The 16,378-nt window shown below is 45.9% G+C and carries 18 protein-coding genes; 7 read left to right on the top strand and 11 right to left on the bottom strand.

The window, feature by feature from the left end:
- The first annotated feature begins 13 nt into the window (after positions 1-13).
- The gene (gene recQ / locus M2125_RS04675) at positions 14-1,855 is read left to right on the top strand and encodes a DNA helicase RecQ (protein ID WP_280742570.1); all 1,842 of its coding nucleotides are present in this window, start codon (positions 14-16) and stop codon (positions 1,853-1,855) included.
- A gap of 215 nt (positions 1,856-2,070) precedes the next feature.
- Positions 2,071-3,435 carry an HD-GYP domain-containing protein gene (locus tag M2125_RS04670; RefSeq protein WP_280742569.1) on the top strand — a complete coding sequence of 455 codons (1,365 nt, stop codon included), beginning with the start codon at positions 2,071-2,073 and terminating at the stop codon, positions 3,433-3,435.
- Between the two features lie 2 nt (positions 3,436-3,437).
- Here the strand turns inward: M2125_RS04670 and M2125_RS04665 are convergent, their stop codons facing one another.
- The 4 genes from M2125_RS04665 to M2125_RS04650 all read right to left on the bottom strand — a co-directional run bounded on the left by M2125_RS04665 (position 3,438) and on the right by M2125_RS04650 (position 7,791).
- A complete protein-coding gene (locus M2125_RS04665; RefSeq protein WP_280742568.1) occupies positions 3,438-3,815 on the bottom strand; it encodes a hypothetical protein in 378 nt (125 codons plus the stop codon).
- An 18-nt stretch (positions 3,816-3,833) separates the two neighbouring features.
- Entirely contained in the window at positions 3,834-5,690 is a 1,857-nt protein-coding gene (gene ilvD / locus M2125_RS04660) for a dihydroxy-acid dehydratase (RefSeq protein ID WP_076023615.1), read from the bottom strand.
- A gap of 82 nt (positions 5,691-5,772) precedes the next feature.
- Positions 5,773-6,318 carry a YggT family protein gene (locus M2125_RS04655; protein WP_280742567.1) on the bottom strand — a complete coding sequence of 182 codons (546 nt, stop codon included), beginning with the start codon at positions 6,316-6,318 and terminating at the stop codon, positions 5,773-5,775.
- A gap of 21 nt (positions 6,319-6,339) precedes the next feature.
- Positions 6,340-7,791, bottom strand: coding sequence for an amino acid permease (locus tag M2125_RS04650; protein WP_076023617.1), 1,452 nt, complete (start codon positions 7,789-7,791; stop codon positions 6,340-6,342).
- Positions 7,792-7,842: 51 nt separating this feature from the next.
- On the opposite strand from M2125_RS04650, the gene M2125_RS04645 reads away from it, so the two are divergent.
- Entirely contained in the window at positions 7,843-8,130 is a 288-nt protein-coding gene (locus M2125_RS04645; protein WP_233126639.1) for a hypothetical protein, read from the top strand.
- 3 nt (positions 8,131-8,133) lie between these two features.
- Here the strand turns inward: M2125_RS04645 and M2125_RS04640 are convergent, their stop codons facing one another.
- Entirely contained in the window at positions 8,134-8,997 is an 864-nt protein-coding gene (locus M2125_RS04640; protein ID WP_280742566.1) for a hypothetical protein, read from the bottom strand.
- A 219-nt stretch (positions 8,998-9,216) separates the two neighbouring features.
- Between M2125_RS04640 and M2125_RS04635 the strand changes: the two genes are divergently transcribed.
- Positions 9,217-9,432 carry an HP1242/YdcH family protein gene (locus M2125_RS04635; protein WP_076023619.1) on the top strand — a complete coding sequence of 72 codons (216 nt, stop codon included), beginning with the start codon at positions 9,217-9,219 and terminating at the stop codon, positions 9,430-9,432.
- Here the strand turns inward: M2125_RS04635 and M2125_RS04630 are convergent.
- Positions 9,429-9,776: a zinc ribbon domain-containing protein YjdM gene (locus M2125_RS04630; RefSeq protein WP_280742565.1), complete on the bottom strand. Its 348-nt coding sequence runs from the start codon at positions 9,774-9,776 to the stop codon at positions 9,429-9,431. The genes M2125_RS04635 and M2125_RS04630 overlap by 4 nt on opposite strands.
- Positions 9,777-9,872: 96 nt before the next feature.
- Here M2125_RS04630 and M2125_RS04625 point away from each other — a divergent pair, with 96 nt between their 5' ends.
- Positions 9,873-11,672, top strand: coding sequence for an AsmA family protein (locus M2125_RS04625; protein WP_280742564.1), 1,800 nt, complete (start codon positions 9,873-9,875; stop codon positions 11,670-11,672).
- Between the two features lie 7 nt (positions 11,673-11,679).
- On the opposite strand, the gene M2125_RS04620 is transcribed toward M2125_RS04625, so the two are convergent.
- The 3 genes from M2125_RS04620 to M2125_RS04610 are packed head-to-tail and all read right to left on the bottom strand — an operon-like array spanning position 11,680 to position 12,559.
- The gene (locus tag M2125_RS04620) at positions 11,680-12,030 is read right to left on the bottom strand and encodes a phage holin family protein (RefSeq protein ID WP_076024246.1); all 351 of its coding nucleotides are present in this window, start codon (positions 12,028-12,030) and stop codon (positions 11,680-11,682) included.
- Positions 12,031-12,077: 47 nt separating this feature from the next.
- Complete coding sequence (locus M2125_RS04615) at positions 12,078-12,293, bottom strand: SlyX family protein (RefSeq protein WP_076024245.1); 216 nt, start codon at positions 12,291-12,293, stop codon at positions 12,078-12,080.
- Positions 12,294-12,295: 2 nt separating this feature from the next.
- Positions 12,296-12,559 (bottom strand): hypothetical protein, encoded by a 264-nt coding sequence (locus M2125_RS04610; RefSeq protein WP_233126732.1) that lies wholly within the window; start codon positions 12,557-12,559, stop codon positions 12,296-12,298.
- On the opposite strand from M2125_RS04610, the gene M2125_RS04605 reads away from it, so the two are divergent.
- The gene (locus M2125_RS04605) at positions 12,551-13,570 is read left to right on the top strand and encodes an LLM class flavin-dependent oxidoreductase (protein WP_076024244.1); all 1,020 of its coding nucleotides are present in this window, start codon (positions 12,551-12,553) and stop codon (positions 13,568-13,570) included. The two genes, M2125_RS04610 and M2125_RS04605, sit on opposite strands and share 9 nt — an antisense overlap.
- On the opposite strand, the gene M2125_RS04600 is transcribed toward M2125_RS04605, so the two are convergent.
- Both M2125_RS04600 and M2125_RS04595 read right to left on the bottom strand, forming a co-directional pair.
- Complete coding sequence (locus M2125_RS04600) at positions 13,567-13,983, bottom strand: putative toxin-antitoxin system toxin component, PIN family (RefSeq protein WP_076024243.1); 417 nt, start codon at positions 13,981-13,983, stop codon at positions 13,567-13,569. The genes M2125_RS04605 and M2125_RS04600 overlap by 4 nt on opposite strands.
- A 20-nt stretch (positions 13,984-14,003) precedes the next feature.
- Positions 14,004-14,549: a YaeQ family protein gene (locus M2125_RS04595; protein ID WP_076024242.1), complete on the bottom strand. Its 546-nt coding sequence runs from the start codon at positions 14,547-14,549 to the stop codon at positions 14,004-14,006.
- Positions 14,550-14,637: 88 nt separating this feature from the next.
- Here M2125_RS04595 and M2125_RS04590 point away from each other — a divergent pair, with 88 nt between their 5' ends.
- The gene (locus tag M2125_RS04590) at positions 14,638-16,251 is read left to right on the top strand and encodes an NAD(P)/FAD-dependent oxidoreductase (protein ID WP_280741955.1); all 1,614 of its coding nucleotides are present in this window, start codon (positions 14,638-14,640) and stop codon (positions 16,249-16,251) included.
- Positions 16,252-16,378: the final 127 nt, after the last annotated feature.

Genomic DNA, 16,378 nt, shown 5'->3' with positions numbered 1-16,378 from the left:
AGGAGCATTTCAGTTGCAATCGAGTCACCAAGTCCTTCATGATATGTTTGGGTTTGATCAATTCCGGGGTGCACAAGAGTCGATTATTCAGCATGTCGTAGCCGGTGGAGATGCGCTGGTGCTAATGCCTACGGGCGCTGGCAAGTCCTTGTGCTATCAAATCCCCGCACTTGTAAGACGTGGCGTTGGGGTAGTGGTTTCGCCCTTAATTGCATTAATGCAAGATCAAGTTGATGCTTTAACCCAACTTGGTGTGAAGGCCTCCTACCTCAATTCCAGTCTGGATGCAGCCCAGTCACAAAAAGTCATCAGTCAACTGTTGGCTGGAGATCTGGACTTAATCTATGTCGCGCCTGAGCGTTTAATGAATCCTGGTTTCTTATCGATGCTTGATAGGCTGAGCACGGGCCCTGGCATTGCTTTATTTGCAATTGATGAAGCGCATTGCGTTTCTCAATGGGGTCATGATTTTCGTCCCGAATACCGTCAGTTAACCGTGTTGCATGAGCGCTTTCCTAAGGTCCCTCGAATTGCTTTAACTGCCACTGCAGATGCGCCCACTAGAGCTGAAATCGTTGAGCGCCTCTCGCTAGAGTCTGCCCAACAGTTTGTCTCTAGCTTTGATCGACCTAATATTCGCTACCGTGTACTGCAAAAGCATAGTGCTAAACAGCAGTTAGAACATTTTTTAGATGCTGAACATGCCAATGACTCTGGAATTATTTATTGCTTATCTCGCCGCGGCGTAGAGGAGACTGCGCAATGGTTAAAAGACCGAGGTTGGGATGCCATGCCTTATCACGCCGGTTTAAGTGTAGAAACGCGTAGTGCCAATCAGAAGCGTTTCCTGCGTGAAGAGGGAGTCATTATGGTGGCTACAGTCGCTTTTGGTATGGGTATTGATAAACCCAATGTCCGTTTTGTTGCCCATCTTGATCTCCCGAAAAGCATGGAAGGTTACTACCAAGAGACCGGTAGGGCAGGGCGAGATGGCTTACCTGCGAATGCTTGGATGGCCTATGGCTTAGGAGATGTGGTGAGCCTGCGTCAAATGGTCGATTCTGGCGAAGCCTCCGAAGAGCGTAAGCGTGTGGAGCGCCAAAAGTTAAATCCCTTGTTAGGTTATTGTGAATCGACTGCATGCCGCCATCAGGCAATCTTAAGATACTTTGGAGAGCAACATCCTGGGGGCTGCGGCAACTGCGATAACTGTCTCGAGCCAGTGGTAAGTTGGAATGCCACCAAGGAAGTGCAAAAAGCCTTATCTTGCGTTTACCGAACCGGTCAGCGTTTTGGCGTCACCCACTTGATTGACGTATTGCTCGGTAAAGTGACGCCGAGAGTGAAACAGTACTTTCATGAGCAAGTAAGCACATTCGGTATTGGCGCTGAGCTCAATCAAGCGCAGTGGGGTAGCGTCTATCGGCAATTAGTGGCAGGCGGTTATCTAGATGCAGATATTGCCCTACATGGCGGCTTAAAGTTAGTTGATCATATTGCCCTGCCAGTATTACGGGGCGAGCAAGAGGTTTGGTTGCGCAAAGAAACTGGCTACTCCAAGAATAAGGCGAATCAATCCGTTACAGGCAAAAGATCCACGCACCCCTTTAATAATATTGCCGATGAAACCCTTTGGGAGGCACTCAAGGCTAAGCGTACCGAATTGGCGCGTGAACAAGGGGTTCCGCCTTATGTGATTTTTCATGACAGCACTTTGCAAGAAATGGTTAGAAGTGCGCCTACGAGCTTAGAGCTATTCAGTCTTATCGGGGGAGTGGGTCAGGCTAAGTTGGAGCGCTATGGCGAGCACTTTATTGAAGTGATATTAGACAGTGGAAAACTGCGTAAAACTTAGTGGGTTAGCCTAAATTCAGCCCTCTCAAGCAAGAAATAGCATCCTTTGTTTTTGCCCTGCCTTGAGGGTTAATAAATAGCTTTGGGATCTTTGCCTGTTTAAATGAAATCCCATGAACATAGCCCAAAAAAAGCAATATGGTTAATCCCTCTTTCCTGGTAAATTATTTTCGTGTAGGGTAGTCCTAATAATATTAAAAAGCATGGAGATTGCTCTTGGGTTTATCTGGCAACATCATCTTCTCCCTCTTTATCTTCTATGGGTTTTTTTCCTACTCAGGGGCTGCATTACTATATTTTCATTTTAAGAATGAAAGACTACCCTTTGTTACCAGTTGGGCGATAGCCACAATTTTGGTTGGTACCGCCACTTTCCTCATCGCGCTAAAAGATGTGTTGCCAATTGGTCACGCCCATCGTTTGGGAAACGCCTTCAACATGGCGGCCTATGTTTATTTTTATTATTCCTACCGTAGTTTATTGGGGAAAAATATTTTTTTTAAATGGGTCGCTTTTGAAGCCATCATCGCTTCTATTGCTCTGGTAAGTATCTTAATATTTGTAAGCAATCATTACGATCCCCGTTATCAAACCAGTGTAGTCGCATTTTTTGGAATGTTAATTAATCTTTTTACGGGGCTGCTTGCATTTAGATATCGTCAAAATAATAAAATCTATTTAGCTTCTTTATTAGGCTATATTTTTTTAGTTGGTGCTTTTTTCTGGGGCTTGCGTATGATTGCAACCCTCTTTTACGGCCTTGGCTTCGCATATGAAGGCGGCATGGGCAATATTATTACTTTCACCCCTTTGTTTATTCTGGGGATTATTCAATATATTGCTTTTCTCATGCTGATGGGTTCGATTGAATGGCAGAAAAAAGAGAGCTTAATTCATGAAATCAATTTAATGAAAGTGCATTCAGCCAATCGCAAAGTAGAGCAATCAGAAAAGCAGTACTTGGCGACGCTCAATGCCCTTGCAAAAGCCCGTGATAACGAAACCGGTAACCACGTTCTGCGTACGCAAGAGTTTGTTCGATTGCTGGCGTTGCGCCTACGAACCCAGGATCGATATATTGAGCAACTTTCAGATGAATCCATTGAGTTAATGGTCAAGGCTGCACCACTTCATGACATAGGCAAGATTGGGATACCGGATAGTATTTTGCTTAAGAGCGATGGTCCGCTCGCTGATGAAGAGTGGATCATTATGAAAACCCACACCTTGATTGGTGAATCCGTTTTAGGCGCCTTAGATGTGGAGCGTGATTTGGAGTCTGATATGGTTGCCAAGGCTATTCGGATTGCCGGCGGTCACCATGAAAAGTGGGATGGCTCTGGCTATCCACGTGGCTTACAAGGCGAGGCTATTCCGCTTGAGGCTCGTATTATGGCATTGGCAGATATGTATGATGCCTTGGTGAGCAAACGAGTCTACAAAAAATCATGGACCCATGATGAGGCTGTCAATGAGATCTTATCTAAAAAGGGAAGCCACTTCGATCCTGAGGTGGTGGATGCTTTTATGTCAGAGCTAGATAGCTTTAAAGCAATTTCAGAGCAATATCAAGACCGCTAAATCTAGCTCTCTGGGGTGACCTCTAGCTCACCATAAAACCAACATTGCGCCTCTACTTGCTTCCAGCCCAAAGAGGTGAGGCCCTCATGCATAGAGTCTTCATACATCTTGAGCATTAACTCTTGTTCGCCTTGGGCAATATTTTCACTAAAGCTGTATTTGGCATAGGCATCATGTAATGAGCCATCAAATGGATCAAATGCTAGGTTTACATCAATGCCCAGGGTGGGGTTGTAAGACTCTGGAAGTTTGGGTTCTTTATTCACCAAGACATAGCCTGAGCTCCAGCTTAGTTCAACTGTGAAGGTCTTATCGGATTGCCGCCAAACTTCAATTTCTACAATTGGGTTTGGTTTGGTGGCGGCAATCTTATGGACCATATCAGTCAGCCGTATTCATTAACCAAGCATCGATAAATCACGTACCGCACCCTTATCAGCAGAAGTTGCCAATAAGGCATAGGCCTTGAGGGCTGCAGAAACCTGGCGCGGACGTGGCTGGGCTGGCTTCCAGCCTAGAGCATCTTGTTCAGTTCGGCGCTTGGCTAGCTCCTCATCGCTCAGCAATACATTGATGCTGCGGTTGGGAATATCAATGCGAATACGATCACCATTTCTGACTAGGCCAATAGCGCCACCCGATGCCGCCTCAGGAGAGCAGTGACCAATGGATAAACCAGATGTACCGCCAGAGAAGCGACCATCCGTTAATAGGGCACAAGCTTTACCAAGTCCCTTGGATTTAATGTAGCTGGTAGGGTAGAGCATCTCTTGCATGCCTGGGCCACCTTTAGGGCCCTCATAGCGCACCACCACAATATCACCCGCTTTCACTAGGTCACCCAGAATATGTTCAACCGCTTCATCTTGAGACTCTACTACATGAGCAGGGCCTTCAAAAACTAGGAGGCTATCATCTACGCCCGCTGTTTTTACGACGCAGCCATCGAGTGCAATATTGCCTTTCAAAACTGCTAGACCGCCTTGGGTGCTAAAAGCATTTTCAAAAGAACGAATACAGCCCTCTTTACGATCTAGATCCAAGCTTGGCCAGCGAGTATCTTGACTAAAAGCTGTTTGCGTTGGAACACCAGCAGGACCTGCTTTATAAAAAGTTTGCACTGCTTCGCTGGGATTGCGGGCAATATCCCACTCGTCGAGTACTTCTTTCATGGTCTTGCCAAGCACGGTGCCTAATTCAGTATGAATGCGGCCAGCGCGATCAAGCTCACCTAAGATGCCCATAATTCCGCCGGCACGGTGAACGTCTTCAATATGATATTTGTTGGTATTTGGAGCTACCTTACACAGCTGCGGCACAACTTTAGAAATGCGATCAATGTCGGCTAGCGTGAAATCTAATTGGGCTTCCTGGGCAATGGCCAAGATATGCAAAATGGTATTAGTCGAGCCACCCATGGCGATATCGAGTGCCATGGCATTTTCAAAAGCCTTGACACCCATCGAGCGCGGTAATACTGAAGTATCTTCTTGCTCGTAATAGCGCTTGCAAAGATCCACAATCACATGACCGGCTTGTTTAAAGAGTTTTTCACGATCGGCATGGGTTGCTAACATCGTGCCATTACCAGGTAAAGACAGGCCAAGCGCCTCCGTTAAGCAGTTCATCGAATTGGCGGTGAACATACCTGAGCAAGAGCCGCAAGTGGGGCAAGCAGAACGTTCAATCTCCGCTAAATCAGCATCGCTAATTTTGTCATCAGCAGCCATCACCATCGCATCGATGAGGTCCAGCTTTTTAAATTCCATTGCATGGGTTTGAGGATTAGCTAAGCGCACCTTGCCTGCTTCCATTGGGCCACCAGAAACAAAGATCACCGGAATGTTCAGGCGCATTGCAGCCATGAGCATTCCAGGAGTGATCTTGTCGCAATTGGAAATGCATACCATCGCATCAGCGCAGTGGGCATTGACCATATATTCCACTGAGTCTGCAATCAAGTCACGACTTGGGAGAGAGTAGAGCATGCCATCGTGGCCCATAGCAATGCCGTCATCTACCGCAATGGTGTTGAATTCTTTTGCTACACCACCGGCGGCTTCAATTTCACGAGCAACTAATTGACCTAAATCTTTAAGATGAACATGCCCTGGTACAAATTGCGTGAAGGAGTTGACTACTGCAATGATTGGTTTGGAGAAGTCGCCATCTTTCATCCCAGTGGCGCGCCACAAAGAGCGGGCACCCGCCATATTGCGGCCAGCAGTTGAGGTTTTTGAACGGTAAGCAGGCATGTCTAAAGCTCCGGTATAAATAGTAAAAAATGATCTTTTATTATCGCCCAGACCCCAAGGGGCCGCTGAGGGCGGGGCGGCTTTATTTGAGGTTGTTTAAAACAATCTGCAGCACTTGTAGCAGCACCAATAAAACCACCGGGGAAAGGTCCCAGGCCCCCGAATTGGGGAGGCGGCGGCGAATTGGCGCCAGTACAGGCTCAACTAAGATCCCTAAAATGATCTGCATTTGTGAGCCAGGCCCAACCCAGGAGAGTAGAACGCTAGCAAAAACGAGCCCAATCAGGCCAGATAGAGTCATCTGCAGAAGGTCCAGCAAAGAAAATATCAGCAGCGGCAGCACTTCAAGAGGAATGCTAATGAGAGTGGCAACGGCAATGGCCTTGAGTAAGACAACGATGTAAGCTGCCAATAGGCTGGCACTATCTAAGCGTCCAACACTTGGGGTGACTTTCCGCAAGGGCAGAACCAGCCAATTGGTAATTGGTAGGAGATAGGTAGCAAGCGATTTGCCTTGACCGATTCCGAGATTAAAACCTAGCCATTGCAAGTAACAGCGGAGTATGCAGGCGCCCGCTACTATGCTAACGGTAATTTGTAATAGGAAGTTAAGGATCTGAAAAATCATGTAGACATTCTGTTGTTGGGTTTAGTGTTGACGTAGCTTATTGCGGTATTCTTGCGCGGCTTTATTTTGGCGAGCTACCTTGGCTTTGTAATCGGACAACAATTTCTTTTGAGCATCGCTATGGCGCGTTTTAAGCCAGTAGACCAAGCCCAAGCCAATAAACCAGGTTGGTAAAACATAGAGAGCAATCAGTGAGTCTTCGCTCAGCGTGAGGGCATAAAGCACGACGCCAAAGAAAGCAAGCGAAACGTATGGCATGACCCTGCCCAATGGCATCTTGAATTCAGATTTGGCATGCGCCTCAGGGAAGCGTCGGCGATAGACTAAATAGGAAATCAAAATCATGGTCCAAATGAAGATAAAGATAAGAGCAGCAACTGTGCCGACAAGATCAAAAGCTTCCATAATGGAGTCTTTGGTCGCCAACAGCAAAGATGTAATCAAAATGATGGCGCTACCAAGGTAGATGCCCACTGTAGGAGTTTGGTAAGTAGAAAGCTTGCCAAAAATGGCTGGAGCATGGTGTTGTTGTGCCAGTCCATACAGCATGCGGGAGGTGGCAAAGATACCGCTATTACTGGAGGAGGTGGCTGAGCTCATCACGACAAAATTGACTACGGAGGCTGCCCCAATCATGCCTACCAAGGAGAACATACCAACAAAAGGACTCTTATCGGAAGGGATGGCATCCCACGGGGTGACAATCATCAGTACGGTAACGGTACCGATGTAAAAAATCATGATGCGCCAAGGAATTTTTCGAATCGCTTCAGGAATCATCTTCTTTGGATGTTCCGCTTCGGCCATCATCGTCCCAATGATTTCCATGCCGGCAAAGGCAAAAATAGTCGTTTGCAAGCCATTCAAAAGTCCGCTTACTCCGTGTGGAAAGAATCCACCGTAAGACCAGAGATTGCTGACTCGGGCTGCAATTCCCTCTGGAGAGATAAAGCCGGTGGTAGCCAGCCAAAGACCAAGAGCAATTAAGCCAATGATGGCGATCACCTTAATGATGGATAACCAAAACTCGAGCTCACCAAATGCACGGACACTTAAGAGGTTGAGTGTAAAAAGCAAAACGACGGTAGAGAGAGCTGAAATCCAATGGGGTAGATCAGGCCACCAAAATGAGGCATATCCAGAGATTGCTGTAATTTCAGCAATGGCGGCAACAATCCAAGCAAACCAATAAGACCAGCCTACAAAGAACCCAGCAGAAGGCCCAAGAATATCCTCTGAAAAATCTACAAAAGATTTGTAGTTCAGGTTGTGAACCAGTAGCTCACCCATAGCGCGCATCACAAAATACAAAATGAGGCCTGTGGCGGCATAAATAAAAATAATGCCCGGACCAGCTAGGGAGATTGTCTTTCCAGATCCCATAAACAGGCCGGTACCAATGCAGCCGCCAATGGCAATCATTTCCATTTGGCGCTGGCCTAAACCCCGCTCTAATTTAGTGTTATTTTCCATATGCTCTTCATTGTATTGGAGGCCCACAGGGTAAGATGCGAGAATAAAATAATGACTATTTTAGGGGGTTTAATGCGTTTTTATCACTTCATATTGATTGGATTTTCAGTGCAAACTCTATTGGCTTGCAGTACGCCAGTCAGTGATTTTGCTGTGTATCGTCAATCCGATGGCACTGTAGGAGTGCATGCTCCCAAAGGCGCAACTGATACGGAGGCGCATGAGGCCGCATTATTGGAGTGTAAAAAACTAGGAAAAAGGGCTGCAACGATCGTTACAGCCCACCCTACATCGAATGATCGATTTCCAAATACTTACATCTATAACTGCACTTACTAAGACTTAGCTTAAAAGCCATTTCTTAATAGACTTATTGACGCACATTGCATCGATCGCTAGGCCAAAAAATTCAGAGCCATTAGTGATCATGCTCTCAATAGCCTCTACTTTTCCAGATTTGATACCGCGCAAGTAAGTTGCTGCGCGGTAGCGTAAGAAATGCTCTGTTTCACCTTCTTCATTTTCGGTAGAGCAGATCTCCAGGCTACCGTAGCGAGTTTCAGGGTTGATATTGAGAATCGATAAGCCTAATGCACCAATTAATTTCTCAGGCACTGGGATCGGAACGTAAGAGTAGAGGGAGATCATCATTTCATCTTCATCGACTTCGATGATGTGATCTACGTCAAAAACGTCTTTCTCAGTTAATTCAGTTTCGCCTGAATCGCCACCACCAAAGGTGGACTCAAACTGTAACATTGCTGTATTGCTGTCCTTAGAGATCTCAATCATGTCGGGATAGCCCAACAGACCTTTCCACCAGTACATCAACGAGAAGGTGCATGGCTTTACTTCTACCAAGCCTTTTTTAGTGGACTTTGCAAAGTACAAGCCATAAAACTCATCATCGGATTCTAGACCGTATTGATCTACCTTGAGGGCTTTGGTAGTAGCTTTAGGTGCAGTCTTCTTAGCCACTTTTTTAGCTGCTGGTTTCTTGGTGACCACTTTTTTTGTAACTGCCTTCTTAGTTGCAGGCTTTTTGGCGGCAACTTTTTTAGCAGTTGGTTTTTTTACTACATTCTTCACCGCCTTTTTTGCTACCACTTTCTTGGCGACAACTTTTTTGGCAATTTTCTTTACAGGGGCTTTTTTTACCACCTTGGTAGCTACTTTCTTCTTTGCTGGTGACTTTTTCGTAGCCATGGTTAATTACCCTTCTTTTGCTAGTTAATTTGCTTGATACACAATCATATTACTGCACTTTCTATACTGTTTTCTAACTAGTATGCGGGGGTTTTCCTGCAAATATCAAGCGCTCTTCATAACTTCCCTGTTATGCGCTGCCTTGACTATTGAATTTGATCTCGAACTTGCTACACTGAACCCAGGTAGTCGTGAATAACCTAAACTGGAAAAAGACTTATGTTCCCTGAATATCGCGAATTAATTACCAAATTAAAAACATCTGATCGCCATTTTTCGCATTTGTTCGATAAGCATAATGCGCTCGATGGAAAAATTATCAAGATGGAGGATCACAAAGAACCCAGTACTCCGGAAGAAATCGAGAACCTTAAAAAAGAGAAGTTACTACTTAAAGATCGGATTTATGCAATCTTAAAAAAGGCGAGCGCTTAAGCTTTTTTTAGGAAGCAGGCTTTAAGCAGCATATTTCCAGCTTCTGTTTTGCAATCCACCTCATGATCGCCAGAAACAAGGCGAATACCTTTGATTTTTGTTCCCACCTTCAGGGTGGTCGAGGAACCCTTTACCTTCAGGTCCTTAATTAAGATAACGGTATCTCCGTCAGCTAGTAAATTGCCATTAGCATCTTTTACGATCAAACCAGTTTCCATCTCCTCAGCTTCAGTGGCAATGGGCCACTCATGGCCACACTGCGCACATACATAGTTAGGGCCATCGGGATAGCTCATGTCCTCTTGGCAAGCAGGGCATTTAGGGGGATTTGTGTTGATATTCATTTGTATAAAAAAGGGGGTGGTTTTTCTGTAATGATTCATTCTATTCTAGGCCAATCATCCTTTTTGGAGGGGCTGGGAGTTAGAATCTAATTAGTGATGAATAAAAAGGTCTCCATCCTTCTGGGCATGCTAGCCGCGGTGATATTGTTCATTGGCGCTGGAGTTTGGTACGCCAGTACTTTTGTTAATCCTGTTGCCCTGACTGCTCTGATTCAATCCTCTGTTAAAGAGGCTAGCGGCCGAGATGTCGCTATTGGTGGCCCAGTGAGTTTGTCTATTTTCCCGGTTATGGGTGTAGTGGCCGAGCAAGTCTCCATAAGTAATCCCTCTTGGGCATCTCAATCTGAGATCAAACTAAAACGGATCGATTTGGATATCAAGCTACTGCCGTTATTGAAGCGGAACATCGAGATTGGCCATATCAAATTGAGTGGTCTAGACCTTTACCTTCAAACCCAAAAAGACGGCACTGGAAATTGGTTACTGACGCCAACTTCAGTGCACTCGAATACAAATTCAGGGCTTCCTAGCGATCAAGGCGATATGGGGGTGGGCACTCTCAATTCTCCTGAAGAAATCACTGTGACGGATGCCCGCATCCACTTTCAGAATGCCGGTGAAGCTGAGCAGGTTTATGAAATCCCCAAGCTTTCCCTGGTTCGCAGTTGGGATAAAACAGATATCGATCTTGCGCTCAAGACAAGCGGCTGGACTCTCGGAGTAAAAGGAAAAGTAAGTGAACTTTATAAATTGATAAATGATTGGGATGTGAGGCCAACCACAATGGATGCCAATCTGGAGCTGAGCTTGAATGGTAAGTCACTTGTGATTGCTGGCACTGCCCAAAAAATGCCTGCACAAATTCCCACATTGAATTTTTCTTTGCGCTCTAAATCGTTTGACTTGATTCCTTTGGCTGGCGCGGCACGTACCACTTCTACTCAAGGGCTTGCGAGTACCAAGCCATCACCAAGTAGCACATCACCTTATCTGTTCAGTGCTAAGCCAATTGCATTTGATTTACTACCAAAGGTGAATGGAAAAATTACTGTAAACATTGGGGAACTGGTATTGCCTGATCGACTTCCTTTGCAAAATGTTGATGCCAGTCTGCAAATGGAGGGTGATGAAATTGATCTACAGAAATTGACATTCCAATTGGGAGCTGGTTTAGCCGAGGTGAAGGGGACTCTGTCTCAATTTAAGGGCCCCGTTCCAATCATTGCTCTTCAAGGATATGCAAAAAACTTTACCCTTGGTAATTTATTGCAAAACATGGATGTCAAATACAAGGCTACAGGCGGTCCAATCAAGATGGCATTTAATCTCAAGGGGGCTGGAGCAAGCGTTCATCAATTACTTGCTAGCTCCAGTGGCAAAATTCAATTTACTGTAGGGCAGGCCACTATGGGTACAAATTTTTTGAATGATGGCGGTGATTTTGTGGTGACTCTCTTGGATGCCGTTAACCCACTGCGCAAAAAAACGACCCAAACCACTTTAGAGTGCGCCGTCGCTTATTTACCCGTTAGCAATGGTCAGATATCCATTGCCAATAGTGTGGGAGTGCAAACAGATCGCCTCAATATTGTTCTATCGGGGGGCCTCAATTTGAAAACAGAGCAAGTAGATCTTAGTATTGCTCCCCATGAAAAATCGGGACTGACAACGGGTTTTGATTTGGGTGGGCTGGTTAAAATTCAGGGTACCCTGATGCAGCCAAAGACAGCAATTAATAAAGAGAGTGTAGTCAATAGTGCGATTTCTATTGGCTTAGGCATTCTGACTAGCGGCGCTACGATTGTTGCTGAGAATGCAAAGTCTATGGCAACTAAGGTGCAGCCATGCGCAGATGCACTGCACCCCTGGTCCGATATCTATCCAGGAATGAATTAATCCTGCCTTAAAAGACTAAGCCACCCACAAAGAGGCTAAAAATCGAAATAAAGAGGCTGGCAAAGAATGCAGTCCAGAAGCTCGAGATGGTAAAGCCGCTTACAAGCGCAGCAACCAACATTAAAACCAGGGCGTTAATGACCAATAAAAAGATACCCATCGTCAACACGGTCAGGGGCAAGGTAAACAGAATCAGAAGGGGTTTGACAATTGCGTTGGCAAAGCCCAGCACTAGGGCGGCGATGATTAAAGAATTGCCGTCAGCAAAACGTAAGCCGCTAAAAATATAGCTAGCTACCCATAGTGAAAGAGATGTTAAGCCCCACTGAATTAAAAATGGCATTAAGTTAGTCATGATGCGATCCCCTTTGATTGAAGTAAATCTAGCTAAATAGTATCAGTAGATTAATAGTGCGGGGGGATTTCATCGTGGGGGTTAGTACTAGCAGCGCCACTACCGCTGCTGCCAGCCTGCTCTTTGAGGGCCTTTAATTCTCGATAGAGGAATTCAATTTGCTGCTGTTGCTTGTAAACCGTTTGGTTGAGTTTTTCGATGAGATCTTCTGAAAAACTAATCTTAATTTCTAGATTTGTAATTCGGTCTTGGTTTTCTTGTGTCATTTTTATTCCGATATGATTTCGAAGCGACCATCTTCCATCTCAAGCTGGGGTCTAATCCAAAAATCGTGAGATTGCATGGATTCATATACATAGGCTGGCTCTAAGCTTGCCTCGATATTAGCCAACAAAACGACTTTGTAGAAGCCGCCTGTTTTTACATGTCGCAGTGTGCTTCCAGGTTTAAAGAGTCCACCATCTGGGGTTGCCATCTTATGTGTGCCCATGTCAAAACGGTACTTTCTCAGTATGATCTTAGGATGGCTCATTCCACCCCATACTCCATTCTAGATATATCTCCCATTCCACAGGGATTTACTGCAGCTGACGCCTTACGCAACACGCTCGATGTTGCGCAACACGCAGAGCGTTGGGGCTATACCCGTTATTGGTTGGCCGAGCATCATAATATGACTGGTAATGCTAGTTCAGCAACCGCAGTGGTGATTGGGCATGTTGCTGCCGGAACCAGTCACATTCGGGTGGGTTCAGGCGGCATTATGTTGCCTAACCATGCCCCTTTGGTGATTGCCGAGCAGTTCGGTACTTTGGCCTCTTTATTTCCAGGGCGGATTGATTTGGGCTTAGGTCGAGCGCCCGGTACTGACCAAATGACTGCTAGAGCTTTACGCCGTGATTTGATCGGAGGTGATGACCGCTTTCCGCAAGATGTACGGGAACTTCAACATTACTTTGGCCCCATACAAGAAGGGCAGGCGGTTAAAGCGATTCCTGGTGCTGATACGAATGTGCCAATTTGGATTTTGGGATCCAGCTTATATGGCGCTCAATTAGCCGCCCATTTTGGATTGCCATATGCTTTTGCTTCGCATTTCGCACCTAGCCAATTGCTGGAGGCAATGCATACATATCGAACTTTGTTTAAACCCTCAGCGCAATTGGCTAAACCATACGCGGCATTCTTAATGAATGTGGTGGCTGCCGATACAGATGACGAAGCTGGGCATCTCTTTACGAGCTTGCAACAGCATTTTGTGCGCATGCGTCGTAATACCCGTGGTCAGTTGCCACCCCCTATCGATGATATTGATGGCTTCTGTGAGCCACATGAAAAGGCGGGGATGATGCAGATGCTTGAATGCTCAACTGTAGGTAATATGAATACCGTACAAAAAGGCATGCAACATTGGCTTGATCGAACTGGCGCAAATGAAATCATCATTACAGGCCAACTTTTTGATCATCGCGCACGCCTGCATTCTTTTGAGCTTGCTGCACAGGCTGCTCAGGGTCTGCAATCGCAGGTGCAATCAAATTAAACTGGAAGCTGACTACAGTCTTTTGTAATCAAAATATGCTCTTGTGAGGCTTTATTCGCAAGCTCTAAGAGAGCCAAGTCTTTACTGATCAAAATTGCTGGGCGGACTGTAAAGGCGGTATCTAGAAATACTTGATCATCGGGGTCTTTGCATTTCCAAGGAGCGGGGTGCAAATCGGCTCGATCAATTGTGTAGGTCAAAGCTTGCCACTGCTCTAAGATGTCTTTTTGCTTTGCAGCTTCCAGCGAAAAGAGGGGGCGTGAAATGACATCTGCAAGTTCAAGAAGGCTCTCTTGGCTTGCAAATGCCTTGAATCGACACGCTATTAAGGCCTCTTTCAGCTGAATGACTGCAGGATCATTAAATACAAAGAGATCAAGCAGGATATTGGTATCTAAAACCAGAGATTGCATTTGCCGAGCTTATGCTGCGCTTATTGCTTGTTACGCCACATTTCTGGAGTGATGGTGACTTGACCTTTATCAGATGATACATAGGCCTCGCCATCTTGCACGTTGACGTGAATCACCATGCTGCGCTCAACTAAGCTATTTAATGCATTGGCTTGTTCGGCTGGGATGGAAATGATCTGAAGATTGCGGGCACGATTCAATTTATTGGCGATCGCATCCCACCAAATCTTGCTAGTATGGCCGCCATAGCAATACACCACTACTTGATCGGCTCTACCGCACGCTTTTAGAATGCGGCGTTCATCTGGCTGCCCAATCTCAATCCAGAGTGAGATGGCATCGGTTAAATCTTTTATCCATAGATCTGGCTCATCGGTATCGCTTAAGCCTTTGGTAAACACCAAATCTTCGTGGGCTTGCAGCGCAAAAGCGATGACTCGTACCATCATGCGCTCTTCTGTTTCAGAGGGATGTTTGGCAATGGTGAGAGAGTGACTGCCGTAATAGTGGCGATCAGAATCTGCGACATGAAGGTCGACTTTGTGGATGGTTGCGCGTAGAGCCATGAGGCATTATCGCCTTTAAAGCTAATAATCTCCCAAGAGGCAGTATTATTTTCTAAAATAGCCCCATTGCACCGTATTGTTGGAATTCATGATCCGTATTACTGAACTGCGTTTACCCATTAACCATCCCCCTGAGGCGCTAGAGGTGGCCATCCTTGAACGCCTAAAAATAGATCCCAAGGAGTTGGTTCGGTTCAATGTGTTCAAGCGCAGTTACGATGCCAGAAAAAATGTTGCATTGGCTTTCATCTACACAGTAGACGTTTCGGTAAAAGATCAGGCGAAAGTTCTAGAAAAATTTGATGGCGATATTCATGTTAGGCCATCACCTGATACTAGCTACCACTTTGTTGCTAAAGACCCAGCGCTAACAAATTTGTCAAACTTTCTGCGCCCCGTGGTAATCGGATTTGGACCTTGCGGAATCTTTGCAGCATTGTTATTGGCGCAAATGGGTTTCCGTCCTATCGTCCTGGAGCGCGGCAAGCCGGTGCGTGAGCGCACTCAGGATACCTGGGGTCTGTGGCGAAAAAATGTACTGAATCCAGAATCTAATGTGCAATTTGGTGAAGGTGGGGCGGGTACATTCTCGGATGGAAAGCTCTATAGTCAAATTAAAGACCCTAAGTTTTACGGTCGTAAAGTGCTTGATGAGTTTGTAAAAGCAGGTGCACCCGAGGAAATTCTATATGTCGCCAAGCCTCATATTGGCACCTTCCGCCTAGTGGGTGTCGTCGAGAAGATGCGACAAGAAATTATTGCATTAGGTGGAGAGATCCGTTTTCTACACAAAGTGACTGGCTTTGATATCACCAATAATCAGATCGTAGGCGTCAAAATTGAAGGTCAAGCTGACTTACCCGCCAATCATGTGGTTCTAGCTTTGGGACACAGTGCGCGTGATACTTTTGAGGCGCTTCATCATGCTGGCGTATTTATGGAAGCCAAACCCTTTTCGGTAGGCTTTCGAATTGAGCATCCACAGTCACTGATTGATAGGGCGCGCCTAGGGCCGCATGCCGGCAACCCCTTAATCGGAGCGGCCGACTATAAGTTGGTGCATCACGCTAAAAACGGCCGATCAGTGTATAGCTTTTGCATGTGTCCCGGCGGTACTGTTGTGGCTGCAACCTCTGAGCCCAATCGTGTAGTTACGAACGGCATGAGTCAATATTCACGTAATGAACGCAATGCTAATGCGGGCATAGTAGTAGGCATCACTCCAGAAGATTACCCCGGCGGTCCTTTGGCTGGTATTGAATTTCAGCGCGCCATTGAATCCAAGGCGTACAAGCTTGGTGGCTCGAACTATGAAGCCCCCGGTCAACTGGTCGGCGACTTCTTGGCGGGTAAAGCCTCTACTCAATTTGGTGCGGTCGTACCTTCATATAAACCGGGCGTACATTTAACCGACTTAGCACCCAGCTTGCCCGATTATGCGATCGAGGCAATTCGTGAGGCTATTCCGGCATTTGAGAAGCAAATCAAGGGCTTTTCGCTCAAAGATGCTGTGCTTACAGGGGTGGAGACTAGAACTTCATCACCTTTACGCATTACGAGAGGTGTTGATTTCCAAAGTCTGAATATCAAAGGCTTATATCCAGCAGGTGAGGGGGCCGGCTATGCTGGCGGCATTTTGTCTGCAGGGGTCGATGGTATTAAAGTAGCCGAAGCGGTTGCGCTTGACTATTTATCGCATTAGTAACTTCAATTTGATCTGTATCAAGTAATAGACAAAATACCGTTGTTTTTCATCCAATAAAAAAATTGCAGGGTACTTGCATTTGATTTGAATCAAATTCTCTCTTAGTGATCAATTCGAAAATCAT

The sequence above is a fragment of the Polynucleobacter sphagniphilus genome (assembly GCF_029892205.1).
GTDB lineage: Bacteria > Pseudomonadota > Gammaproteobacteria > Burkholderiales > Burkholderiaceae > Polynucleobacter > Polynucleobacter sphagniphilus.
This window is presented reverse-complemented; position numbering and strand designations above follow the sequence as displayed.